At 68.3% G+C, this 23,903-nt stretch carries 21 protein-coding genes; 15 read left to right on the top strand and 6 right to left on the bottom strand.

Annotated features, from left to right (window positions below):
• Positions 1-69: 69 nt before the first annotated feature.
• Positions 70-513, top strand: coding sequence for a universal stress protein (locus GH2_RS03490; RefSeq protein WP_066163102.1), 444 nt, complete (start codon positions 70-72; stop codon positions 511-513).
• Between the two features lie 17 nt (positions 514-530).
• Here the strand turns inward: GH2_RS03490 and GH2_RS03495 are convergent, their stop codons facing one another.
• From GH2_RS03495 to GH2_RS03505, 3 genes are all read right to left on the bottom strand, one after another.
• Complete coding sequence (locus GH2_RS03495) at positions 531-2,882, bottom strand: HelD family protein (protein WP_066163104.1); 2,352 nt, start codon at positions 2,880-2,882, stop codon at positions 531-533.
• 104 nt (positions 2,883-2,986) lie between these two features.
• A complete protein-coding gene (locus GH2_RS03500; protein ID WP_084247262.1) occupies positions 2,987-3,808 on the bottom strand; it encodes a DoxX family protein in 822 nt (273 codons plus the stop codon).
• Between the two features lie 63 nt (positions 3,809-3,871).
• Positions 3,872-4,570: an MBL fold metallo-hydrolase gene (locus tag GH2_RS03505; protein ID WP_066163106.1), complete on the bottom strand. Its 699-nt coding sequence runs from the start codon at positions 4,568-4,570 to the stop codon at positions 3,872-3,874.
• 116 nt (positions 4,571-4,686) lie between these two features.
• On the opposite strand from GH2_RS03505, the gene uvrA reads away from it, so the two are divergent.
• Complete coding sequence (gene uvrA, locus GH2_RS03510) at positions 4,687-7,545, top strand: excinuclease ABC subunit UvrA (protein WP_066163109.1); 2,859 nt, start codon at positions 4,687-4,689, stop codon at positions 7,543-7,545.
• Between the two features lie 51 nt (positions 7,546-7,596).
• Here the strand turns inward: uvrA and GH2_RS03515 are convergent, their stop codons facing one another.
• Both GH2_RS03515 and GH2_RS03520 read right to left on the bottom strand, forming a co-directional pair.
• Positions 7,597-7,899: a hypothetical protein gene (locus tag GH2_RS03515; protein ID WP_066163111.1), complete on the bottom strand. Its 303-nt coding sequence runs from the start codon at positions 7,897-7,899 to the stop codon at positions 7,597-7,599.
• A gap of 33 nt (positions 7,900-7,932) precedes the next feature.
• Positions 7,933-8,283, bottom strand: a complete 351-nt coding sequence (locus GH2_RS03520; RefSeq protein WP_157085989.1) for a DUF1844 domain-containing protein — start codon at positions 8,281-8,283, stop codon at positions 7,933-7,935.
• A 285-nt stretch (positions 8,284-8,568) separates the two neighbouring features.
• Between GH2_RS03520 and infC the strand changes: the two genes are divergently transcribed.
• The 6 genes from infC (at position 8,569) to GH2_RS03550 (ending at position 11,959) form a co-directional block, all read left to right on the top strand.
• Positions 8,569-9,162, top strand: coding sequence for a translation initiation factor IF-3 (infC, locus tag GH2_RS03525; RefSeq protein ID WP_157085975.1), 594 nt, complete (start codon positions 8,569-8,571; stop codon positions 9,160-9,162).
• A gap of 92 nt (positions 9,163-9,254) precedes the next feature.
• On the top strand, positions 9,255-9,449 hold the full coding sequence (rpmI, locus tag GH2_RS03530) for a 50S ribosomal protein L35 (RefSeq protein WP_066163117.1): 195 nt from the start codon (positions 9,255-9,257) through the stop codon (positions 9,447-9,449).
• Between the two features lie 35 nt (positions 9,450-9,484).
• Entirely contained in the window at positions 9,485-9,865 is a 381-nt protein-coding gene (gene rplT / locus GH2_RS03535; protein WP_066163120.1) for a 50S ribosomal protein L20, read from the top strand.
• A gap of 22 nt (positions 9,866-9,887) precedes the next feature.
• Positions 9,888-10,703, top strand: coding sequence for a TrmH family RNA methyltransferase (locus GH2_RS03540; protein WP_066163122.1), 816 nt, complete (start codon positions 9,888-9,890; stop codon positions 10,701-10,703).
• A complete protein-coding gene (locus GH2_RS03545) occupies positions 10,700-11,053 on the top strand; it encodes a gamma-glutamylcyclotransferase family protein (RefSeq protein WP_066163125.1) in 354 nt (117 codons plus the stop codon). The genes GH2_RS03540 and GH2_RS03545 overlap by 4 nt, the downstream gene beginning before the upstream one ends.
• Before the next feature lie 57 nt (positions 11,054-11,110).
• Complete coding sequence (locus tag GH2_RS03550; RefSeq protein WP_066163128.1) at positions 11,111-11,959, top strand: ABC transporter ATP-binding protein; 849 nt, start codon at positions 11,111-11,113, stop codon at positions 11,957-11,959.
• A gap of 23 nt (positions 11,960-11,982) precedes the next feature.
• On the opposite strand, the gene GH2_RS03555 is transcribed toward GH2_RS03550, so the two are convergent.
• Entirely contained in the window at positions 11,983-14,364 is a 2,382-nt protein-coding gene (locus GH2_RS03555) for a protein kinase domain-containing protein (RefSeq protein WP_066163130.1), read from the bottom strand.
• A gap of 236 nt (positions 14,365-14,600) precedes the next feature.
• Between GH2_RS03555 and pheS the strand changes: the two genes are divergently transcribed.
• The 7 genes from pheS (at position 14,601) to GH2_RS03590 (ending at position 23,893) form a co-directional block, all read left to right on the top strand.
• A complete protein-coding gene (pheS, locus tag GH2_RS03560) occupies positions 14,601-15,683 on the top strand; it encodes a phenylalanine--tRNA ligase subunit alpha (protein WP_066163132.1) in 1,083 nt (360 codons plus the stop codon).
• 75 nt (positions 15,684-15,758) lie between these two features.
• Positions 15,759-18,236, top strand: coding sequence for a phenylalanine--tRNA ligase subunit beta (pheT, locus tag GH2_RS03565; protein ID WP_066163133.1), 2,478 nt, complete (start codon positions 15,759-15,761; stop codon positions 18,234-18,236).
• A complete protein-coding gene (locus GH2_RS03570; RefSeq protein WP_066163134.1) occupies positions 18,233-19,381 on the top strand; it encodes a metallophosphoesterase in 1,149 nt (382 codons plus the stop codon). The genes pheT and GH2_RS03570 overlap by 4 nt, the downstream gene beginning before the upstream one ends.
• Positions 19,382-19,469: 88 nt before the next feature.
• Positions 19,470-20,507 (top strand): N-acetyl-gamma-glutamyl-phosphate reductase, encoded by a 1,038-nt coding sequence (argC, locus tag GH2_RS03575; protein WP_066163136.1) that lies wholly within the window; start codon positions 19,470-19,472, stop codon positions 20,505-20,507.
• Between the two features lie 53 nt (positions 20,508-20,560).
• Positions 20,561-21,823, top strand: a complete 1,263-nt coding sequence (argJ, locus tag GH2_RS03580; RefSeq protein ID WP_157085976.1) for a bifunctional glutamate N-acetyltransferase/amino-acid acetyltransferase ArgJ — start codon at positions 20,561-20,563, stop codon at positions 21,821-21,823.
• Positions 21,820-22,707 (top strand): acetylglutamate kinase, encoded by an 888-nt coding sequence (gene argB / locus GH2_RS03585; RefSeq protein ID WP_066163138.1) that lies wholly within the window; start codon positions 21,820-21,822, stop codon positions 22,705-22,707. Before argJ ends, argB begins: the two co-directional genes overlap by 4 nt.
• A 13-nt stretch (positions 22,708-22,720) precedes the next feature.
• Positions 22,721-23,893: an acetylornithine transaminase gene (locus tag GH2_RS03590; protein ID WP_066163141.1), complete on the top strand. Its 1,173-nt coding sequence runs from the start codon at positions 22,721-22,723 to the stop codon at positions 23,891-23,893.
• Positions 23,894-23,903: the final 10 nt, after the last annotated feature.

Below are 23,903 nucleotides of genomic sequence, written 5' to 3' on the forward strand. Positions count from 1 at the left end.
TGACGAGAAGCGGTGCGTCCGGCGCCCCGGGTGCACTGGCCCACTTCACATCTGGAGGGACACACAGGCATGAGTGCTTACACCACTATCGTGGTCGGTACCGACGGCTCGGAGTCGTCGTTGAGGGCTGTCGAGCGAGCAGGCGCCATCGTGGGAGACGGCACCGTCGTCATCGCGTGCGCCTACTTCCCGAACGACGGCAAGGCCGCCAACGCGGCGTCGGACAGCCTGCGTGACGAGGCCTACCAGGTGATGGGGTCCTCGCCCACCGAGGAGATCCTCCGCACGGCCAAGGAACGCGCCACCGGAGCCGGCGCGACCAAGGTGGTTCAGCGCGCGGTTCAGGGCGCCCCGGTCGACGCGCTCCTGCAGTTGGTCGTCGACGTCCAGGCCGACCTTCTGGTGGTCGGCAACAAGGGCCTCAACTCCATCGCCGGTCGTCTGCTGGGCTCCGTGCCCGCCGACGTCGCGCGCAAGGCCGCCTGCGACGTGCTGATCGTTCACACCACGTAGACCGCGCGGACGCGCACCTACGGACCTGCCGGGAGATCCGCAAGATCTTCGGGCAGGTCCTTTTCGTGCACCACCACTGCGCGCTGGGTGGCGCGGGTGAGCGCCACGTACAGGTCCGACAGGCCTCGCGGTGAGCCGTCGATCAGATCGGCGGGCTCCACCACGACGACGTTGTCGAACTCCAGCCCCTTCGACGCGGTGATCGCATGCACGTCGATGTCCGGTGCCGCAGTGGCGACGGTGGCGCGGACGGCGGCCACTGATGTGTCGGCGGTGATGATCGTGGTGAGTCCCGGCCAGCGCGCCGCCGCCACGAGTTCGGCGGCCGCCCGTGCCGCATCATCGGCGCGAACCGCGAACGGCTCGATCCCGTTGCTGCGCAACGATGTCGGCGGCTGCTGCTCCGGACTGATCCGGGCCAGCAGTCGATTCGCGTACGCGGTGATCTCCGACGGGGTGCGATAGTTGACGGTCAGCTCCGACAGTCGCCAGCGGTTCGCGACGTACGGGGTGAAGACGTCCGCCCACGAGGTGCTGCCCGCGGCGTCGCCGGTCTGCGCGGTGTCGCCGATGACCGTCATCCACCGATTGGGAATGCGGCGCATCACCATCCGCCATGCCATCGACGAGAGTTCTTGCGCCTCATCGACGATCACGTGTCCGAACGTCCACGTGCGATCGGTGTACGCGCGCTCGGCGGTGGTGCGGTACTGGGTGTGCTCCTGGCGTTGCGCCAGCTGCTCGGCGTCGATGAGGTCGTACGCCATCAGGATCTCGGGATCGAGGTCGTCTTCCAGATCCTGCGGTGCCGAACCGGTGAGGATGTCCAGCGCGTCCTGCGCCTCCGACAGCCGTTGACGCCAGCGTGCGCGTTCGATGCGGTCCGCCTCATCGGTCCGATACCCGATCAGCTCGGCGAGTTCGTCGAGCAACGGGACGTCGGCGGGCGAGAGGTCGGCGTCGTCGGCGGCCGGTGCCGCGGTCCGATGCAGGGCAGCCCGGTCCTCGTCCGACCAACCGCGAGTAGAGCGTCGTAGATACGTCGGATCGGCGTACAGATCGCGCAGGACCCCCTGCGGCGTCAACTGGGGCCAGAAGCCGGTCACGGTCGTGACGACGGCGTCGTCCAGTTCCAGTTCCCGACGGATGTCCTCGAGGTCGCCGCTGGTGAGGAGCGGCGTGCCGTCGAGCTCGCTGGACCCGATGTGCCTGGCGTGTCGGGCGGCGAGCTCGTCGAGCGCCACCCGGACGAAGGTGCGCTGCGCGAGATTGTGGGCGCGGCGCGTGGCGCGGGCCGCCGACCGGGCCGCGGAGACCACCTCGTTGTCGACAACGAGTTCGTAGCCGTCGAACGGGACCGTGACACCGCCGCGCCCGGGCAACGACTGCCGTCCGCGCACCGCGGACCGCAGCACCGCAAGCATCCGCTGGTCGCCCTTGATCGACGCCGCAGTCCGCGTGTCGACGCCCGCCGCGTGGACGTCCGGGAACAGGTCGCCGATGGTTGACAGGAGCACACCGGTCTCGCCGAGCGAGGGCAGCACCTGTCCGATGTAGCGCAGGAAGTCGTCGTTGGGGCCGATGATGAGCACACCGCTGCGGGACAGGACGTCACGATGCGTATACAGCAGATAGGCGGCGCGGTGCAGTGCGACGGCGGTCTTGCCGGTGCCTGGACCACCCTGCACCACGAGCACGCCGCGATGCGTCGACCGGATGATCTCGTCCTGCTCGCGCTGGATGGTCTCGACGATGTCGGTCATCTCGCCGGTGCGCGCCGTGTTGAGCGCATCGACGAGGGCCGATTCGTTGACCACATTCACTTCGGCGCGGTCGCCGTCGATCCGGCCCGACTGGAGATACTCGTCGGAGACCCCGCGCACCGCGCGCGATCGGGTCCGCACGTGACGGCGCCGGTCCACGCCCTCCGGCGCGGCGGGAGTCGCGAGGTAGAACGGTCGTGCCAGCGGCGCGCGCCAGTCCAGCAGCAGCGTGGTGTCGAACTCGTCGTCGTCGAGGATGCCGATGCGGCCGATCCGTCGCGTGCGCTCGCCTGCCTCGCCGCGGTCGCCGACCGGTTCGGCGGCCAAGGCGTCGTCGGTGAGATCGAGCCGACCGAAGTAGAGATTGTGCTCGGCCGCGTCGAACTTCGCGAGGTCCTCGTTGTACATCTTCTCGTACGACTCACGCTCGGACAGCGCCTGCGGCGTCCCCGCGGACTCGCGCAGGGTCTCGCCGAGGCGACGGCGCGTGTTGGCACGCATGCGGTCCAGTCGTGCGTACACGGCGTTCAGGTGGGTCTGCTCCTGCGCGAGCCGAGGATCCGACTCCGGCGCGGCAGTCTCAGTAGAGGGGTTTGACGCTGTCACAGTCGTTCCATATTACCGGCGTTCGCGGGGGTGCGCCGCTACGCGAGCGAGGTGGCCGGGCCGCATGCTCGCCCGACCACCTCGAAGTCAGCTGACGGCGGCGGCTAACCCGCCAGTTCACGCCGCCATCGGCGAGCCCGGCGGGCCGCCTGCTGACCCGCGGCGACGCTGAGATCACGCGCGTCGGCGGCTACTTCCGGAGCGCGCTCGGTGACCTCGCCTGCGATCTCCTCGGCTCGTCGCCGCACCTCGGCCAATCCGGGGCCTGCGGTGTCGGCGAGGCGAGAACGGGTGGCGTCGGCGACGTGGGACACCGTCGACTTGATGTCGTCGACGGGGACGCGGGCGGCGAGGTCCGACGCGGTGTCCGAGGCCTTCCCGGCCCACGTATCCGCCTTCCCGGCCCACGCATCCGCCTTCCCGGACAATGCCTCCGCCTTCTCGGACCACGCGTCCAGGACGCCTGGGTCGTCGGTGTGGTTCGAGCGGACGGACTCGATGGCGGCCCCTGCCCGTTCGAGTCGCCGCCTGCCTCGCCAACCGAGCGACGGTTTGCCTTCGGTGTCGGCGGCGGCGATCAGAGCGGCGCCGAGCAGTCCGAGGTTCTTCGCGAACGCCGACTGCTTGACGCTCTTGCGTGCGGGGTCGGTCTCGTTCCAGAAATCGCTGGCGAAGACGGTGGTCGGCACCAGGGTGCCGACCAGGACCGTCGAGGCCACGCGCGGCGCACGGCCGGTCGCGAGAGCGAGCCCGGCGCCGATCTGGACGGCGCCTGCCGCCTGGATGACCATCGTGGGTTCGACCGGCGCGGACTGCAGCAACGGTTCGGCCGCACTGGCCGGGCCGGACGGCGACCGAACGGCGTCGATCCCGGAGGCGATGAAGGCGGTGCCCAACAGCGGGCGGGCGATCTTGCGAAGGAGCATGCGGCAAGCCTTTCTTCTCGATGGTCCTTTCGACGGTACCGATCTCGAGCCGCCCCGAGGCGATTACCAGCCGCGCTCGCGCCATTCCGCCAGGTGCGGGCGCTCGACGCCGAGTGCGGTGTCCTTGCCGTGCCCGGGGTACACGACCGTGTCGTCGCCGAACCGGTCGAAGAGCTTGCTGGTGACGCCGTCGAGCAGGATCTCGAAGTCGCCGGGCTGCCAGGTCTTGCCGACGCCGCCGGGGAACAGGGTGTCGCCGGTGAACAGGTGCACGCGACCGGACTTCTCCGTGAGGACGATCGTCACCGACCCCGCAGTGTGTCCGGGGATGGCGATGACCTCTAGGGAGAGTTCGCCCACCTCGATGGTCTCGCCGCCGGTCAGGGTGCGGTCGGGATCGAGGGGCAGTTCGTCGGCGTCCGCCGCGCCGACGAGGGTCGGCACCTGCAGCCTGCGGTGGACTTCTTCCAGGCCCTGCCAGTGGTCGAAGTGGCCGTGACTGGTGAGGATCTGCGTCACGGTCCCCGGCAGCGCGTCGAGCAGAGCGAGGATGGTCTCGGGATCGTTCGCGGCGTCAATGAGCAGGCTCTTCTGGGTGGCCGCGTCGGTGATCACATACACGTTGTTGTCCATCGGACCCACGGACACCTTGACGATGCTCGCGTTGTCGAGGGTGCGCCGCTGGGCGTGGACGCCGTGCCGTTCAGGGTCGGGGGAGACGTTGCCGGTGTAGTCGTCGGTCAGCTCAACCTGGATGCTCATACCCCCACGGTAGGACATTCTCCGGTCGTCCCGCCGCCGATGCCCGACCGGAATTGTCGGTGGGTCCGCGTACTCTTGCTCGCGGGTCATTCTGTGATGAGAACTGAGGGATTTCTGTGGTTGATCGCCTGATCGTCCGGGGCGCGCGCGAACACAATCTGCGTGGCATCGATGTGGACTTGCCGCGCGATTCGTTGATCGTGTTCACCGGACTCTCCGGGTCGGGGAAGTCGTCGTTGGCGTTCGACACCATCTTCGCTGAGGGGCAGCGACGCTACGTCGAATCTTTGTCGGCGTACGCCCGTCAGTTCCTCGGTCAGATGGACAAGCCCGACGTCGACTTCATCGAGGGGCTCTCGCCCGCGGTGTCGATCGACCAGAAGTCCACCAACCGCAATCCCCGGTCGACGGTCGGCACCATCACCGAGGTCTACGACTACCTGCGTCTGCTGTACGCACGCGCGGGCACCGCGCACTGTCCGACCTGCGGGGAGAAGATCTCCCGACAGACGCCGCAGCAGATCGTCGATCAAGTCCTCCTGCTCGACGAGGGCGTGCGGTTCCAGGTCCTGGCACCGGTCGTCCGCACCCGCAAGGGGGAGTTCGTCGACCTCTTCGAGGAACTGCAGGTGCAGGGCTTCGCACGCGCGATGGTCGACGGCAAGGTCCATCAGCTCACCGATCCGCCGAAGCTCAAGAAGCAGGAGAAGCACGACATCGACGTCGTCGTCGACCGCCTCGTGGTGAAGGCGTCGGCGCGGCAGCGGCTGACCGATTCGGTCGAGACCGCACTGCGGCTCGCCGACGGCATCGTGGTGCTCGATTTCGTCGACGTCGACGAATCGGATCCGAATCGACAGCGACGCTTCTCCGAGAAGATGGCCTGCCCCAACGCGCACCCCATCGCGATCGACGATCTGGAGCCGCGATCGTTCTCCTTCAACGCGCCGTTCGGCGCCTGCCCGGAGTGCGACGGCCTCGGCATCCGCAAAGAGGTCGACGAGAGCCTGGTGGTTCCCGACCCGGACCTGACCCTGCGCGAGGGCGCCGTCGCTCCGTGGTCCACCGGCCACAACGCCGACTACTTCCTCCGGTTGATGGAGGGGCTCGGCGGTCAGATGGGCTTCGACGTCGACACCCCGTGGGAGGCGCTGCCGAAGGCGGCCCGCAAGGCACTGCTGACCGGCTCCGAACACCAGGTGCACGTCAAGTTCCGGAACCGGTACGGCCGCACGCGCTCGTACTACACCGAGTTCGAAGGGGTGATGGCGTTCCTCTCGCGCCGCGCCGACACCACTGAGTCCGAGCAGATGAAGGACCGGTACGAGGGCTACATGCGGGATGTGCCGTGTCCGGCGTGCCACGGCGCCCGACTGCGTCCGGAGATCCTGTCGGTGACCCTCGATCATCCGATCCACGGCGCCAAGTCGATCGCCGACGTCACGGCGCTGTCGGTCGCCGAGTGCGCCGAGTACCTCGACGGGTTGGTCCTCGGCGAGCGGGAGGCCGCCATCGCCGGTCGCGTCCTCAAAGAGGTGCAGGCGCGCATCACCTTCCTCCTCGACGTCGGTCTGGAGTACCTGTCGTTGTCCCGCGCGGCGGGGTCGCTCTCCGGTGGCGAGGCGCAGCGCATCCGCCTGGCGACTCAGATCGGCGCCGGCCTGGCGGGCGTGCTGTATGTGCTCGACGAGCCGTCGATCGGTCTGCACCAGCGTGACAACCGGCGCTTGATCGACACCCTGGTCCGGCTGCGCGACCTCGGCAACACGCTCATCGTCGTCGAGCACGACGAGGACACCATTCGCGCGGCGGATTGGATCGTCGACATCGGCCCACTGGCCGGCGAACACGGTGGTCGAGTGGTGCACAGCGGCAGTTACGCGGACCTGCTGACCAACGAGGAGTCGATCACCGGCGCCTACCTGTCCGGCCGCGAAGTGCTTCCGGTCCCGACCATCCGCCGTCCCGTGGACAAGAAGCGACAGTTGACCGTCGTCGGCGCCACGGAGAACAACCTGCGGGGGATCGACGTCTCGTTCCCGCTCGGGGTGCTGACCGCGGTCACCGGCGTCTCCGGGTCGGGCAAGTCGACCCTCGTCAACGACATCCTCGCGACGGTTCTGGCGAACAAGCTCAACGGTGCACGTCAGGTCCCCGGACATCACAAGCGGATCAAGGGACTGGAGGAGCTCGACAAGCTGGTGCAGGTCGACCAATCACCGATCGGTCGGACTCCGCGGTCCAACCCGGCCACCTATACCGGCGTGTTCGACAAGATCCGCACGCTCTTCGCCGCCACCACCGAGGCCAAGGTGCGCGGCTACCAGCCGGGCCGGTTCTCGTTCAATGTGAAGGGCGGCCGCTGCGAGGCGTGCATGGGCGAGGGCACCATCAAGATCGAGATGAACTTCCTGCCGGACGTCTACGTCCCGTGCGAGGTGTGTCATGGCGCGCGGTACAACCGCGAGACGCTGGAAGTGCACTACAAGGGCAAGACCATCGCCGAGGTGCTGGACATGCCGATCGACGAGGCCGCGGAGTTCTTCGAGCCGGTGACGTCGATTCATCGCTACTTGAAGACGCTGGTCGAGGTCGGGCTCGGCTACGTCCGTCTCGGACAGCCCGCGCCCACGCTGTCGGGCGGTGAGGCGCAGCGGGTGAAGCTGGCCGCCGAACTTCAGAAACGCTCGACCGGCCGCACCGTGTACATCCTCGACGAGCCGACCACCGGCCTGCACTTCGACGACATTCAGAAGCTGCTGCAGGTGATCAACGGTCTCGTCGACAAGGGGAACACGGTCATCGTGATCGAGCACAACCTCGACGTCATCAAGACCGCCGACTGGATCGTCGACATGGGGCCGGAAGGCGGCAGCGGCGGCGGAACCGTCGTCGCGCAGGGAACGCCGGAGTCGGTCGCGCAGGTGGCCGAGAGCCACACGGGCTCGTTCATCGCTGAACTCCTGCCCGGCTGAGCGGCCGGTCGACTGGCCTGTGCCGCGTCCTGCCGGGTGCGACGTCGAGTCCTACAGGCCCATGGATTTTCGGATCTCGGCCAGTTTGTCCTTGGCCGCGGCGTCGCGCTTGGCCATCGCTTCGTCGATCGCGGCGGCCTCCTTGCCCGCCTCGGCGAGCTCCTGAGCGCCGATCGCGGTGGCGGTGCGCTGCTCGATCTTGTCGCGAACGTGATCGAACGTGGGGACGCCCGCTTCGGTGTATCCGGTGACCTCCTCGTACGAGGGTCCGGTCACCGTCGGAGTGAAGTCAGGAGCGGACACGATCTCGGCGTCGACGATCGCATCGTCATCGGAAGCAGAACCGGAGGTCATGGTTCCAGCGTACTGCGATCGCCGATCGTCGTCTCAGCCCTTGACCGGTCCGGTGAACTGCTCGCCGGGTCCTTCGCCGGGCTCGTCCGGGTAGGCAGACGCCTCCCGGAACGCCAGCTGCAGTGCGCGCAGGCCGTCCTGCAGCGGCTTGCGGTGCAGTCCGAGATCGCCGAGGGAGGCGACGACCAAGCCGGCGAGTGCGGTGATCAAGGCGCGAGCCTCGGGAAGATCGACGGTGTCGGGATCGGAGCCTTCGGCGAGGCCGAGCTTCTCGGCGGCCGAGCTCATCAGCATGACGGCCGACTTCGTGATGACCTCGACGGCCGGAATATCGATGAGGTCGCGCACGTTCTCTTCGGATGCCTGGCCCGGCGCGGCGTCCATGCTGTGGACGTGCACGTCGTCGGACTGGGGCTGGTCAGCAGAAGAGGGGGTCTGATCAGAAGAATAGGAGTTAGGGCTCACGCCTGATAGAGTGTCACAGCATGACCGCCTCGGCACACGCCGGGGTAGCAAGAGGATTCCTCGAGTCCCACCGTACGACGTTCGCTCGCGAGCAGTTTTACGGTTCCGGTCACACCAACGCCGGTCGGCCAACCACAGCAGGTTGGAGTTCGACTGGCACACTGGTGTTCTGGGCCTCGAATCTCCTCAACGCTTGCCAGTCCCCTGGCCGGCCACAGAGAAAACATTGATCGAGGAGGCCACATCAGCACTGAAACCCGCATCAACGAGCGCATCCGCGTCCCCGAGGTCCGACTGGTCGGTCCCGGCGGAGAGCAGGTGGGCATTGTGCGTGTTGAAGATGCGCTTCGCCTGGCTTACGAAGCCGACTTGGACCTGGTCGAGGTAGCGCCTGACGCGCGCCCGCCGGTGTGCAAGATCATGGACTACGGCAAGTTCAAGTACGAGGCGGCGCAGAAGAAGCGCGAGTCCCGCCGTAACCAGCAGATGACCGTCATCAAGGAGCAGAAGCTCCGCCCGAAGATCGACGACCACGACTACGAGACCAAGAAGGGTCACGTCGTCCGGTTCCTCGAAGCGGGTTCCAAGGTGAAGGTCACGATCATGTTCCGCGGTCGCGAGCAGTCCCGCCCCGAGCTGGGATACCGCCTGCTGCAGCGCCTGGGGGACGACGTCGCCGAATACGGCTTCGTTGAGACCTCGGCCAAGCAGGACGGCCGCAACATGACGATGGTCCTCGCCCCGCACAAGGGCGCGAAGACCCGGGCCAAGGCCCAGCAGCCGCACGCCGGCTCCTGAACCGAACACTCGACAGTAGTAGCGGGTTCTGTCTCCCGCCCGAAACCACGGGTTCCGGGCGGGGCGGAGCTCGCCCGAATGAAGGAAAGTCAATGCCTAAGAGCAAGACCCACAAGGGCACCGCGAAGCGTTTCAAGGTGACCGGCAGCGGCAAGATCGTGCGTGAGAAGGCAGGCAAGCGCCACCTCCTGGAGCACAAGTCCTCGCGCGTCACCCGTCGCCTCAGCGGCACCGAGGTCGTCAGCGAGAACGACGCGCCGCGCATCAAGCGCCTGCTGAACCGCTGATCTCCCGCAAGAACTTTAAGAAGGACTGAAGACTAATGGCACGTGTGAAAAGGGCTGTCAACGCCCAGAAGAAGCGCCGCTCCATCCTGGAGGCGTCGAAGGGCTACCGCGGACAGCGCTCGCGCCTTTACCGCAAGGCCAAGGAGCAGCAGCTCCACTCGATGACCTACGCCTACCGCGACCGTAAGGCTCGCAAGGGCGACTTCCGCAAGCTGTGGATCACGCGCATCAACGCGGCTGCACGCGCGAACGACATCACCTACAACCGCTTCATCCAGGGCCTCAAGCTCGCGGGTGTCGAGGTGGACCGCAAGGTGCTCGCCGACATCGCCGTCACCGATCCCGCCGCCTTCACCGGGCTGGTCGAGGTCGCGCGCAAGGCGCTGCCCGCCGACGTCAACGCTCCGGCTGCCTGATCTCGCCTGAGATCAGCCTCCAGTGACTGACTTCCGACCCGCGACGGACGTTCTGACCGAACGTTCGTCGCGGGTCGTCGCTTTGGCCAAACTGCATCGCGCCTCGGTTCGACGCAGCGAAGGCAGATTTCTCGTCGAGGGCTTCAACTCCGTCGACGCCGCACTCGCGACGGGCCGCGCGGTGCAGGTGCTGGTTCGGGACGACGATGCCGAGCGCCACCGCGATCTGCTCGACACCGCGTACGCTGCGGGCGTCCCGATCGTCGAGGTGAATCGGCGTGCCGCGGAGAAGCTGTCGGAGACCATGACGGCTCCGGGCGTCTTCGCCGTCTGCGGGTTGCTCGACGCGGCGTTGGACGATGTGCTGGCGGCTGAGCCGACGCTGCTCGTGGTGGCCGTCGAGCCTCGCGATCCGGGGAATCTGGGGACGCTGGTGCGTTGCGGCGACGCGATGGGCGCCGCCGCCGTGCTGTTGCTGGGCGATTCGGTGGACCCGCACAACGGCAAGAGCGTGCGGGCCAGCGCCGGGAGCGTCTTCCACGTCCCCGTCATCCGGTATCCGGACGTCGCCGACGGGCTCCGTCGACTCCGCGACGCGGGCCTGATCACCCTCGCCACGACGATGGAGGGGGAGTTGAGCCTGGACACGGCCGACGAGGTCCTCGCGGCGCCGCACGCCTGGTTGTTCGGGAACGAGGCACACGGTCTGCCCGACGAGGTGATCGCGGCGGCCGACCATCGGGTGTCGATCCCGCTGCACGGGCGGGCCGAGAGCCTCAACCTGGCCGCAGCCAGCGCCATCTGCCTCTACGCCAGCGCTCGGGTGCAGAACGCATGACCGCTCATCTGCTCTTCAGCTACGGAACCTTGATGGATGCGGCTGTTCAGCGCGGCGTGTTCGGTCGTGAACTGCCCACGGTCGCGGATGCCCTGCCCGGGTTCCGCGTCGAGACGGTCACGATCACCGATCCCGACGTCATCGCCCTCAGCGGCCTCGCCACCCATCTGGTGCTCCGGCCCGACGCCGCGGCAGCCGACGTGCCGGGAGCACGGCTGCACCTCGACGACGACCAACTCGCCGCCGCCGACCGGTACGAGGTCGACGACTATCGCCGGGTCCAGGTGACGCTCGCATCCGGTCTGACCGCGTGGGTGTACCTGGCGGCAGACGACGCTGCGAAGGCGTGATCTGCCGACACTAATCAGGTGTGGCTAACCGAAATTAGGTAACGCTACTATCGTCGGGTGACCATTTCGACGCAGACTGATGATCTCCCGACGACCTCCCCGGACGCAGTCGCCACGCGACTCGCCGCGGAACGACTGTCCGTCGGGTACGACGGCACGACGATCATCGCCGACCTCGACGTTGAGCTGCCGACCGGTCGCGTGACCACGATCGTCGGCCCCAACGGTTGTGGAAAGTCGACACTGCTGCGCACACTGTCCCGGCTCCTGACCCCGTCGACCGGGCGGGTCCTGCTCGACGGGGCCGACATCGCCGACAGCAAACCCAAACACGTCGCTCGCACCCTCGGGCTGTTGCCGCAGAACCCGGTGGCGCCGGACGGCCTGACCGTGTCCGACCTCGTCTCGCGCGGCAGGCACCCGCACCAGTCCTGGTATCGGCAGTGGTCGTCGGAGGACGAGAAGGCCGTGGCGCAGGCGATGGAGTTGACGTCCACCACGGAACTGGCCGACCGCGCGGTCGACTCGCTCTCCGGAGGTCAACAGCAGCGCGTCTGGATCGCGATGACCCTGGCCCAGCAGACGGATCTGATCCTGCTCGACGAGCCGACCACGTACCTCGACCTCGCGCACGCCGTCGACGTACTGGACCTGGTCGACGAGTTGCGGACCGAACACGGCAAGACGGTGGTGATGGTGCTGCACGACCTCAACCTCGCCGCCCGGTACAGCGACGCGCTGATCGTGATGCGGGACGGCCGCATCGTCGCCGAGGGGACGCCCGCCGACGTCCTCACGCCGGACCTCCTGCAAGCGTCCTTCGGTCTCGCGTCGCAGATCGTGACCGATCCCATCAGCGGAACCCCGATGGTCGTGCCGATCGGTCGCCGCGGGCGCACGGCGTAGGCCCGCCTTCCGGGCTCAGTCGCTTACGTGAAGCTGACCTTCATCGGCTCCAGCTGCTTCTCGCTCGCCGCACCGGCGTTGCCGATCTGGCCCGCCCATGATGCGCCCCAGCAGTAGACCTCGTTGTTCTGCGCAACGCCCGCGCACGTGGTGCTGGCACCGGTCGTGACCCAGGAGACGTCGGTCAACGACGAGACCACCGTGGGTGCGGAGACGGCACTGTCGGACTCGCTTCCGTTTCCGGTCTGGCCGTAGCGGTTGTTGCCCCAGCACCAGATCTTGCCCTCGGTGACGGCGCACGCGGTCTCGACGCCGACGGACACCTGGGCGGCGTTCTCGATTCCGGTCGTCGCCACCGGTGAGGTGGTCTGACTCGACAGGAGCGACGACTGCGCGCCCCAGCAGTGCACCGTGCCTTCGGCGACGGCGCAGGTGGTGACCTTCAGTCGCTTGTTGTCGGTGTCGTACGCGGTGCCGAGCGACGCGGACGTGACACCCGTCAGACTCTGCACCTTCACCGGGGTGTTCCGCTGCTGCGTGGTGCCGTCGCCGAGCTGACCCGAGAAGTTGGAGCCCCAGCAGTAGAGTTCGTCGGAGCCGTCGACGGCGCAGAACGCACCGCCGCCGCCGTCGACCGACTTGACGCCGGTCAGGTCATTGATCTTGGCGGGCTCCGGGACACGCGTCGCGGTGTTGCCGGTGCCGAGCTGGCCCACCTCGCCGTTGCCCCAGCAGTACAGTTCCTTCTCCTCGGTGATGGCGCAGGTGCTGCCGTAGTCGGTGACCACGGCGGTCACCTTCGGCAGTCCCGACACCTTCGCGGGAGCGTGCCGTTCGGTCTCCGAGCGATCGCCGACCTGGCTGTAGTAGTTCGAGCCCCAGCAGTACACGTCGCCCTCGGCGACGGCGCAGGTGGTCGTCAGGTACTTATCCGACTTCGCGCGGTACGAGCCGATGTCGACGGCGCTGACGTCGGTGAGACCGGGCACCTTGACCGGCGTCTTCCGATCCGTGGTGCTGCCGTCGCCCACCTGGCCGACGCTGTTGCTGCCCCAGCAGAACAGCTCCTTGTCCTTGACGGCGCACGACGTGCCGGACTGCGTGATCAACTGCATGTCGGGATGCGCGATCGGCGGTGGGCCGTCGTCGCCCTTGGGCCAGAGCGCGATGGCGGTCCCGGCGATCGCGATGAGCGCGACGACTGCCGCGGCGAGCCCGATCCACAGCCCCTTCTTGCTCTTCTTCGGCTGCGGGGCGCCCCACGCAGGCTGCGGCATGCCGGGGCCGGACGCGTACGCGCCCGGCATGCCGGGCGGGATGTTCATGCCCGGCTGGGACGGCTGACCGGAATACGGCGGGGGAGGCGGGGTCATGCCCGGCTGCGAGCCGTAGTTCGGCGGAGGCGTCATGGCCGGAGCAGCCATGCCCGGTCCGGTCATGCCGGGGCCGGTCATACCCGGGTTCGAGACTCCGGGGTGCGACGGCGGCGCCATCCCCGGGGCCGACGTCATTCCTGAGGCCGGCGCCGGGGTGTGGCCCGACGGAATCGGTGAGCCGGCGATCGACGTCGCGGTGCCCGCCTGCGTCTGGCCGAGAGCACGCCGCAGGTCGTCGGCGAACGCACGACAGTTCGCATACCGCGCGTTGGGATCCTTGGCCATGGCGCGCTGCAGCACCGGGCCCAGCGGTGCGAGGTCTGGCCGCACCTGACCGAGCGCGGGCGGCGGCTGCTGAACGTGAGCCATCATCAGCGCCGTCGTGGTCTCCGCCTTGAACGGCGCGGTTCCCGCGAACATCTGATAGGCCGTGCACGCCAGGGAGTACTGATCGGACTTGCCCGACGCCGCCTGGCCGCTGATGATCTCCGGCGCGGTGTACGCGGCGGTGCCGACCACTGAATTCACCGCGGTGAGCTGCGGCGAGTCGGCGAGCTTGGCGATGCCGAAGTCGAGCATCACCGCGCGGTCGACGCCGCCGTCGTCGTTCTTGGTCACGACGATGTTCGCGGGTTTGATGTCGCGGTGGACCACCGTGCGGGCATGGGCGTAGTCGAGACCGCTTGCCACCTGCTCCACGACGGTCACCGAGTCGGCCGGACTCAAGTGCTCGGTCGCGAGGTCGTGTCCCTTGATGTAGCTCATGGTGAACCACGGCCCGATGTCGGAGACGCCGTAACCGTGGACGGTGATGATGCTGGGATGGTCGAGCGACGCCGCCGTCCGGGCCTCATTGGTGAAGCGCTGCTGGAAGTCGTCGTTCGACGCCCCGCCGACAGAGATCACCTTCATCGCTTCTTGCCGCTTCAGCGATTCGTTCTCGACGACGTAAACGTCACCCATGCCTCCGGATCCGAGCAGTGAGATGACTCGGTAACCCGCGATATGGCTTCCTGGTTGCGCCGGCATGAGCGTCCTCCCTCACAATCCGGCGAATCGCGCGCCGGAACCGATGTTCCGATGAACTTATCGCATGACAACCGCCATTCACCGTTCTTGGTCTTTCACCTGAACGACGGGCAGTGAACACTTCATGACGGACCGCCGGTGGGCACGGTCGGCCTGACGTCAAGGTGGGGGAGCATTTCGACTACCCTTGACGGGAGTTCTTTGCACGCTTATAGGCAATAGGAGATGCGAGCCCGGTGGCTGACGACACTGCTGTCAACGAATTCCCCACCAGTGCCGAGTTGGATGCGGCAGTCGCCGACGCGGTCGCCGCGTTCGATGCCGCCGCCGACCTCGATGCACTGGCTCAGGCGAAAGCAGCGTACTTCGGCGACCGTTCGCCGATCGCGCTCGCCCGGCGGGCACTGGGCAGCATTCCCAAGGATCAGCGATCTGCGGCGGGCAAGCTCGTCAACGAGGTCCGCGGCAGGGTTCAGGCGGCGCTCGACGCCCGCACCGAGACCCTGACCGCCGAGCGCGACGCCGCCGTCCTCGTCGCCGAGTCGATCGACGTCACGCTGCCGTCGAATCGTCGCAGTCGCGGTGCACGCCACCCGATCACGGTGATCGGCGAGCAGATCGCCGACGTGTTCGTCGGCATGGGATGGGAGATCGCCGAAGGTCCCGAGGTCGAGACCGAGCACCACAACTTCGACGCCCTCAACTTTCTTCCGGATCACCCCGCGCGCTCGATGCAGGACACGTTCTACATCGCACCGCAGCACCCGTCGGACACCGACGGAGACGATGCCGACTCGCGGCTGGTCCTGCGCACGCACACCTCGCCGGTCCAGGTGCGCTCCATGCTCAGCCGGGAGGTGCCGATCTACGTGGCGTGCCCCGGCCGCACGTTCCGGACCGACGAACTCGATGCGACGCACACTCCGGTCTTCCATCAGATCGAGGGACTCGCCGTCGACAAGGGCCTGACGCTCGCCAATCTGCGCGGCACCCTCGAAGTGCTCGCGAAGGCGCTCTTCGGTCCCGAGACCACCACCCGAATGCGGGCCAGCTACTTCCCGTTCACCGAACCGTCGGCCGAGGTGGACGTCTGGTTCCCCGGCAAGAAGGGCGGCGCAGGCTGGGTGGAGTGGGGCGGCTGCGGGATGGTGAACCCGCACGTCCTGCGATCCAGCGGCATCGATCCCGAGGTGTACACGGGATTCGCGTTCGGCATGGGCTTGGAACGGACCCTGCAGTTCCGCAACGACCTCCCCGACATGCGCGACATGGTCGAGGGCGACGTCCGCTTCACCCGCCCGTTCGGTCCCGCGCTCTGACGTGATCGGCTCGACAACCATTCTTCCGGCGACCGCGATCGCCGCAGCGACGACACGAAAGTAGTTGGTGAACAAGTGCGTCTCCCACAGTCTTGGCTGACCGAGGTCCTGCGCAAGGGGAACCCGGACTGGTCCGCGTCGACAGCCGAGATCGATGCGGGCTTCGTCCGCGTCGGTTTCGAGATCGAGGACGTCGATCCGTTCCCGGAGATCACCGGACCGCTGGTGATCGGTCGGGTCGCGGCGATCGAGGAACTCACCGAGTTCAAAAAGCCCATCCGGTTCTGCCAGGTCGAGGTCGGTGAAGACGCCCCGCGCGACATCGTCTGCGGTGCACGCAACTTCGGCGTCGGCGACCTGGTCGTCGTCGCACTGCCGGGCGTGGTCCTGCCCGGCGACTTCGCGATCGCCACGCGCAAGACCTACGGCAAGACGTCTGACGGCATGATCTGCTCGGTCACCGAGTTGGGGATCGGCAACGACCACTCCGGCATCCTGGTGCTCGCGCCGGGGACCGCCGAGCCCGGGGCCGATGCGCGCGAGGTGCTCGGACTCGTCGATGCCGCGATCGACGTCAACGTGACGCCGGATCGCGGTTACGCGTTCTCGATGCGCGGACTCGGCCGCGAGCTCGCCAGCGCGTTCGCGGTTCCGTATGTCGACGCCGGGCTCGCCGGTGAACCGCTCGCCGCAACCCTCGACCGGGAGCCGTGGCCGGTCGCGATCGACGACGACAGCAAGGCCACCCGCTACACCGTGCGCATCATCGACGGCGTCGACGCGACGGCACCGTCGCCCTGGTGGATCGCCAAACGCCTGATGGTGGCGGGCATCCGCCCCATCTCGGCGATCGTCGACATCACCAACTACGTGATGATCGAGCTCGGTCAGCCGCTGCACGCCTTCGACGCCGACAAGGTGACCGGCACCGTCCGGGTGCGTGCCGCTCGGCCGGGGGAGATGCTCGAGACCCTCGACGGTGTGACCCGCACGCTCGACCCCGAGGACATCGTCATCGCCGACGACAGCGGACCGATCGCGCTCGCCGGTGTGATGGGCGGCGCCGCCACCGAGGTGACGGATGCGACGACCACCATCCTGCTGGAGTCGGCGACCTTCGATCAGGTCCGCGTGTTCCGCTCCGGTAAGCGGCACAAGCTGTCGTCGGAGGCCGCCAAGCGCTTCGAGCGCATCGTCGACCCGGCGATCACCGCGGTCGCCTCCGACCGGGCCGCCGCGCTCCTCACCGAGTTCGCGGGCGGCAAGGTGGCGGGTGCGCTCGCCGACGCGTCGGTCGACGTGGCTCCGCTGCCCGCCATCGAGATCGATCCGGCTCTGCCCGACCGCACTGCGGGCGTCGACTACCCCGCGGGGACCACCGCGGCACGCCTGCGCGAGGTCGGTTGCGAGGTCTCGGGCACCGACGCGTTGACCGTGACGCCACCGACGTGGCGACCGGACCTTCGTCAGCGCGCCGACCTCGTCGAAGAGGTGCTGCGGCTGGAGGGACTCGAGGACATTCCGGCGGTCGTTCCGCGGGCTCCGGGCGGCACCGGGCTGACCGCCGCGCAGCGTCGCCGACGTGCGATCGGCGCCCGGCTCGCCGCCGACGGGTACGTCGAGGTGCTGCCGTACCCGTTCCTGCCCGCCGGCGTCTTCGACACCTGGGGGCTGCCCGCCGACGATCGGCGTCGACAGACCCTCTCGGTCCTGAATCCGCTCGAGGCGGACCGGCCGGAACTCAACTCGACGCTCCTGCCCGGCCTGATGGAGATGGCAGCGCGGAACATCGCGCGCGGCCAACGCGACCTCGCGCTGTACGCCATCGGCCAGGTGGTGCTCGGCGGAGATCTGGGTCCGACGGTTCCCGCGCTCGACGTGACCCGCCGGCCGTCCGTAGACGAGCTGGCGGCGCTCGACGCATCGCTGCCCGCACAGCCGTTGCACGTCGGCGTGCTCCTGACCGGTCTGCGTGAGCAGTCCGGTCCGCTGGGCGGCGGTCGTGCCGCCGACGCTTACGACGCGTTCGAGGCGGCTCGTCAGATCGGTGAGGCCTCCGGTGTGCAGCTGACTCTGGTCGCCGATGATCTGCTGCCCTGGCATCCCGGCCGGTGCGCTCGCCTCGAGGTCGACGGCGTCGTCGTGGGCCACGCCGGAGAACTGCACCCGGCGGTCCTGGAGCGAGCCGGTCTCCCGAAGCGACTGTGCGCCGTCGAGATCGACGTCGACGCACTGCCGTTGCGCGAGAACCTGCCGTCGCCGAAGGTCTCGCCGTTCCCGGCGGTGCTGCAGGACGTCAACGTGGTGGTCGCGTCGACCGTTGCGGCCCAGGACGTCCAGGATGCGCTCGTGGCGGGCGCCGGTGATCTGCTGGAGTCCATCGCACTCTTCGACGTGTTCGCCGGAGAGCAGGTGGGCGAGGGCAACAAGTCGTTGACGTTCGCGCTCACGTTCCGTGCGCCGGATCGCACCCTGACCGAAGACGAGGGCTCGGAGGCCAAACTGGCCGCCGTCGCTCACGCCGCCGACGCGGTGGGAGCCCGACTGCGGTGATCCGCCTCCTCGTCACGGGCGTCGCGGTGGCGCTGCTGACCTTCTGGCTGCATCGGCGACTGGTTCGTCTGCCCGGACTCACCGGGCGGTGGGCCGTCGCCGCGAACACCGTGCTCGTGGTGCTCGGGCTCTCGATGATCGGCGCATTCGCGGTCGGTGGACCGCTGGATCCGTCGTGGGCGCGCCCCATCGGCGCCGTGGGCTTCACCTGGGCGGCCGTCGTCTACTACCTGATGCTCGGGACGCTGTTGATCGGGCTCGTGCGGCTCCTCGCTCGGGGCGTGGTGCGACTGCGTCGACGGGACGCCGGGCGACACCTCGGGAGGCGAGCGACCGCGGTCGCCACCGCCGCGATGGTCGTGGGCTCGGTCGCCGCCGTCGGCTACGGCCTGGTGGAGGCGTCGTCGCCGCGAGTGGTGGCCCAGTCGGTCGCGATCACGAACCTGCCCGACGAGTTCGACGGAGCCCGCGTCGTCCTGGTGACGGATGTGCACGCCGGTCCGGCACGCGGTGTCGACTTCGTCCGTTCGGTGGTGGACGACGTGAACGCGCAGCGGCCCGACGTGGTGATTCTCGGCGGCGACCTCACCGACGGCACGGTGGCGCATGTGGGCCGGGACCTGGAGCCGCTGCGGGATCTGCGTGCCCCGTTGGGCGTCTTCGCCGTCAGCGGCAATCACGAGTACTACGCCGACGACGGGGGTTCGTGGCTGGATTTCTGGGAGACCCTCGGCATCACGACGTTGCGCAACGAACGCGTGGAGCTCCGCCGCGGCCCGGGCGTCATCGATCTCGCAGGCGTCTACGACAAGACCGCGCCGGATCCGTTCAGCCCCGACTACGAGAAGGCGCTCGGCGGGCGCGTCGCGGATCGACCGGTGGTGTTCGTCGCACATCAGCCCGTTCAAGCGCGGGACGCGGCGCAGTACGCACCCGACGTTCAGCTCTCGGGGCATACGCACGACGGCCAGATGTGGCCCAACACCTATCTGGTGGCGCTGACGAGCCCGGTGACCGCGGGGTGGGGCGACGTGGACGGGGTGCCGGTGTACGTGACGCGTGGGACGGGCGCATGGGGTCCGCCGGTGCGCGTATTCGCACCGCCCGAGATCACCGTGCTCACGTTGCACGGCGAACGGGGATGATCGCAACAATGATGACCACAGCGACGATGACCGCAACAATGATGACCACAGCTATGAATTAATTTGCGCGCTAGTGCATAATGATCATATGACTATCAAGGTTGCCGTCGCCGGTGCGAGCGGCTACGCGGGCGGCGAGATTCTTCGACTCCTCTGCGGGCACCCGCGAACACTCTCCGGAGAACTCGAGATCGGCGCGTTGACGGCGGGATCCAACGCCGGATCACGACTGGGCGAGCATCATCGCAACTTGTTCCCGCTGGCCGACCGCATCTTGCAGGACACCACCGTCGAGGTCTTGGCCGGGCACGACGTCGTCTTCCTCGGTCTGCCGCACGGTCAGTCGGCGGTGATCGCGGACGCACTGCCGCCGACCACCCTGATCATCGACTGCGGGGCCGACTTCCGACTCGACGACGCCGCCGAGTGGACCGCCTACTACGGCGGCGACCACGCGGGCACCTGGCCGTACGGCATGCCGGAACTCCCGGGCAATCGTGAGGTCGTCGCCGGTGCGACCCGCATCGCGGTGCCCGGCTGCTACCCGACAGTCTCGATCCTGACCCTGCTGCCCGCGCTGGCGGCCGGCCTTGTGGAACCGGCTGTCACCATCGTCGCGATGTCCGGCGCCTCGGGCGCCGGTCGGTCGCCGAAGGTCAACCTGCTCGCGGCCGAGGTGCTGGGCTCCGTCCGCGCTTACGGTGTCGGCGGCACCCATCGGCACACGCCGGAGATCACCCAGGCGCTTTCGCGTGCCGCGGACATGCCGGTCGGCGTCTCGTTCACCCCGGTCCTCGTGCCGACTACGCGAGGCATCCTCGCGACGTGCACGGCCCGGACCTCGGCGTCGATCGACGAGATCCGCGCGGCGTATCAGAAGGCGTACGACGGCGAGGCGTTCGTCACTCTCCTGCCTCAGGACGAGTTCCCGGAGACGGGCTCGGTGGTCGGCACCAACATGGTGTCGATCGGGCTCTCCGTCGACGAGCGGTCGGGGACGTTCGTGGCCATCGGCGCCGTCGACAACCTCACCAAGGGCACCGGCGGCGCGGCCGTCCAGTCGATGAACCTCGCTCTCGGGTGGGGCGAGGGCGAAGGCCTCCCGACGGTCGGCGTGGCACCGTGAGCGACGCACCCATCCAGTCATCCGCGCCGGCGGACTCCCCGAAGGACCAGACCATGACGCAGACTCCTGGACCGGATGCCGCCGACAGCATCCCGGTGCCCGACATCGACCTCCTCATCGGATCGCGGATGACTCGTCGCCAAGGCGTCACCGCACCGCTGGGATTCCGCGCGGCCGGCATCGCCGCGGGGATCAAAGCCACCGGCAACCCCGACCTGGCGTTGGTCCTCAACGAGGGGCCCGATCTCGGTGCGTCGGCGGTGTTCACGCGCAACCAGGTGAAGGCCGCGCCGGTGCTGTGGACGCAGAAGGTGATCGAGAACCGGTCGCTACGGGCGGTCATCCTCAACTCGGGCGGTGCCAACGCCTGCACCGGGTCCGCGGGGTTCCAGGACACGCATGCGACCGCCGAAGCCGTCGCGTCGACCCTCTCCAACTGGGGCACCGACACCGGCGCCGTCGAGGTCGCCGTCTGCTCCACCGGCCTCATCGGTGAACGCCTCCCGATGGACAAGGTCCTCGCGGGCGTCACCGAGATCGTTCACGAGATGGGCGGCGGCATCGAAGGCGGGACCGACGCCGCCTACGCGATCATGACCACCGACACCATCCCGAAACAGGTGGCGCTGCACCATACCGGCGGTTGGAACGTCGGCGGCATGGCGAAGGGTGCAGGCATGCTCGCGCCGTCGCTCGCAACGATGCTCGTGGTGCTGACCACCGATGCGAAGGTCAGTGCGGAGTCGATCGATCTCGCGCTGCGCCGCGCCACCGCCCGGACGTTCGATCGGCTCGACGTCGACGGTTCCATCTCGACCAACGACACGGTGCTGCTGCTGTCGTCGGGCGCCAGCCAGATCGAGGTGCCGCAGGCCGAGCTCGACGCCGCCGTCTACGCGGTCTGCGACGACTTGGCGGGACAGCTGCAGAACGACGCCGAAGGCGTCACCAAGCGCATCGCGATCACCGTCACCGGCGCGGTCACAGAAGACGACGCGCTCGTCATCGCACGCGGAGTGGCACGCGACTCGCTGGTCAAGACCGCGCTGTTCGGTTCCGACCCCAACTGGGGCCGGGTCCTCGCCGCCATCGGTGCCAGTCCGGTGACCATCGACCCGGATCGGATCACCGTGTCGTTCAACGGTTCCCCGATCTGTGAGAACGGAACCGGCGTGCCCGGTGCACGTGAGGTCGACCTGTCGGGCGACCGCATCGAGGTGGTCGCGGACCTCGGCCTCGGCGACGCCGAAGCCACCGTCCGCACCACCGACCTGTCGCACGCTTACGTGGAAGAGAACTCGGCCTACTCGTCATGACGGACATCACTGGACTCGACGCGCTGCAGAAGGCCGCCGTCCTCGCTGAATCACTGCCGGCCCTGGCCGCGCTCCACGGCAAACGCGTCGTCGTCAAATACGGCGGCAACGCCATGATCGACGACGACCTCAAGAAGGCCTTCGCCGCCGACGTGGTGCTGTTGCGTGCGTGCGGCATCCACCCGATCGTCGTGCACGGCGGCGGCCCGCAGATCTCGGCGATGCTGTCTCGCCTCGGCCTCGACGGCGAGTTCCGCGGCGGATTCCGCGTCACCACCCCCGAGGTGATGGACGTGGTCCGGATGGTCCTGTTCGGGCAGGTGGGACGGGAACTGGTCGGGCTGATCAACGCACACGGACCGTACGCGGTCGGCATCACCGGCGAGGACGCGCACCTGTTCACCGCCACCCGCCGGACGGCGTTGGTCGACGGCGAACAGGTCGACATCGGCCTCGTCGGCGACATCAGCACCGTGAACACCTCGGCCGTCGACGACCTGATCGCGGCCGGCCGCATTCCGGTGGTCTCGACCATCGCTCCCGACGCTGCGGGCCAGGTCCACAACATCAACGCCGACACCGCGGCCGGAGCCATCGCCGCCGCACTCGGTGCCGAGCACCTGGTGATGCTCACCGACGTCGAAGGGCTCTACACCGACTGGCCCGATCGGTCGTCGCTGGTCGCCCGCATCACCGCATCCGAGGTGGAGCGCCTGCTGCCCAGCCTCGACGCGGGAATGGTGCCCAAGATGGAGGCCTGTATGCGGGCAGTCCAGGAGGGCGTCGGCGCCGCCCACGTCATCGATGGCCGCGCACCGCACTCGGTGGTCGCGGCACTACTCACCTCTGCGACGTCGGGCACCACCGTCGTCGCCGACGACTGACGGGAGCACGGTCATGACCGCACCCTTGCAACAGCGGTGGAACGCCGCACTCATGAACAATTACGGCACCCCGCCGATCGCGCTGGTTCGCGGCGACGGCGCGGTCGTCTACGACGCGGACGGCCGCGAGTACCTGGATCTGCTGGGCGGCATCGCCGTGAACGCACTCGGCCACGCCAACCCGGCGATCGTCGAAGCGATCACGACCCAGGTGTCGACCCTCGGCCACGTGTCGAACCTGTACGTCTCGCCGCCGGTGGTGGAACTCGCGGAACGGCTGCAGAGCGCGTTCGGCCACTCCTCGCGCGTCTTCCTGTGCAACTCGGGAACCGAGGCCAACGAGGCGGCGTTCAAGCTGGCCCGCCTCACCGGACGTCCGCAGATCATCGCCGCCGACGGCGGGTTCCACGGACGGACCATGGGATCACTGGCGATGACCGGGCAGCCCGGTAAGCGCGAACCGTTCGAACCGATGCCCGGCGGCGTCGACTTCGTTCCCTACGGCGACGTCGACGCGTTGCGCGCCGCCGTCTCCGAGAAGACGGCGGCGGTGATCCTGGAGCCGATCCAGGGCGAGAAGGGCGTGATCGTCCCGCCCGCGGATTACCTGGTCGCCGCACGTGCGATCACCGCCGAACACGGGGCACTGCTGATCCTCGACGAGGTGCAGACCGGCATCGCGCGCACGGGATGGATGTTCGCGCATCAGCGCGCGGGCATCGTCCCCGACGTCATGACCCTCGCCAAGGGGCTCGGCGGCGGCATGCCCATCGGTGCCTGCCTCGCGACCGGTCCGGCCGCCGACCTGTTCGAGCCGGGGGCGCACGGCACCACCTTCGGTGGAAACCCCGTGTGCGCGGCGGCCGCGCTCGCGGTGCTCAAGTACATCGACGACCACGATCTCCTCGCGCACGTCGAGCACGTGGGGAAGGCGCTGGCGAGCGGAATCGAAGAGCTCGGACATCCGCAGATCGCCGGGGTCCGCGGCGACGGCCTGCTGCTCGGCGTGGTCCTCACCGACGACATCGCGAAGGGGGCGGAGACCGCAGCGCGCGACGCCGGATACCTGATCAACGCACCCGCGGCGAATGTGATCCGGTTGGCTCCGCCGCTCGTCCTCACCGAGGACCAGGCCGCACGCTTCGTCGCCGACCTGCCCGCCATGCTCGACGCCGCACAGACCTAGAAGGGCCCAC

It is taken from the genome of Gordonia hydrophobica NBRC 16057 (assembly GCF_001592365.1).
Classification (GTDB): domain Bacteria; phylum Actinomycetota; class Actinomycetes; order Mycobacteriales; family Mycobacteriaceae; genus Gordonia; species Gordonia hydrophobica.

What these genes read in the sequence shown, in the direction of transcription:
- GH2_RS03555 (WP_066163130.1), bottom strand. Translation starts at nt 14,364, where the DNA reads ATGCCGGCGCAACCAGGAAGCCATATCGCGGGTTACCGAGTCATCTCA.
- GH2_RS03505 (WP_066163106.1), bottom strand. Translation starts at nt 4,570, where the DNA reads ATGAGCATCCAGGTTGAGCTGACCGACGACTACACCGGCAACGTCTCC.
- rpmI (WP_066163117.1), top strand. Translation starts at nt 9,255, where the DNA reads ATGCCTAAGAGCAAGACCCACAAGGGCACCGCGAAGCGTTTCAAGGTG.
- GH2_RS03520 (WP_157085989.1), bottom strand. Translation starts at nt 8,283, where the DNA reads ATGGACGCCGCGCCGGGCCAGGCATCCGAAGAGAACGTGCGCGACCTC.
- GH2_RS03590 (WP_066163141.1), top strand. Translation starts at nt 22,721, where the DNA reads ATGACCGCACCCTTGCAACAGCGGTGGAACGCCGCACTCATGAACAAT.
- GH2_RS03515 (WP_066163111.1), bottom strand. Translation starts at nt 7,899, where the DNA reads ATGACCTCCGGTTCTGCTTCCGATGACGATGCGATCGTCGACGCCGAG.
- argC (WP_066163136.1), top strand. Translation starts at nt 19,470, where the DNA reads ATGACTATCAAGGTTGCCGTCGCCGGTGCGAGCGGCTACGCGGGCGGC.
- argB (WP_066163138.1), top strand. Translation starts at nt 21,820, where the DNA reads ATGACGGACATCACTGGACTCGACGCGCTGCAGAAGGCCGCCGTCCTC.
- GH2_RS03490 (WP_066163102.1), top strand. Translation starts at nt 70, where the DNA reads ATGAGTGCTTACACCACTATCGTGGTCGGTACCGACGGCTCGGAGTCG.
- argJ (WP_157085976.1), top strand. Translation starts at nt 20,561, where the DNA reads ATGACGCAGACTCCTGGACCGGATGCCGCCGACAGCATCCCGGTGCCC.
- GH2_RS03545 (WP_066163125.1), top strand. Translation starts at nt 10,700, where the DNA reads ATGACCGCTCATCTGCTCTTCAGCTACGGAACCTTGATGGATGCGGCT.
- GH2_RS03500 (WP_084247262.1), bottom strand. Translation starts at nt 3,808, where the DNA reads ATGCTCCTTCGCAAGATCGCCCGCCCGCTGTTGGGCACCGCCTTCATC.
- rplT (WP_066163120.1), top strand. Translation starts at nt 9,485, where the DNA reads ATGGCACGTGTGAAAAGGGCTGTCAACGCCCAGAAGAAGCGCCGCTCC.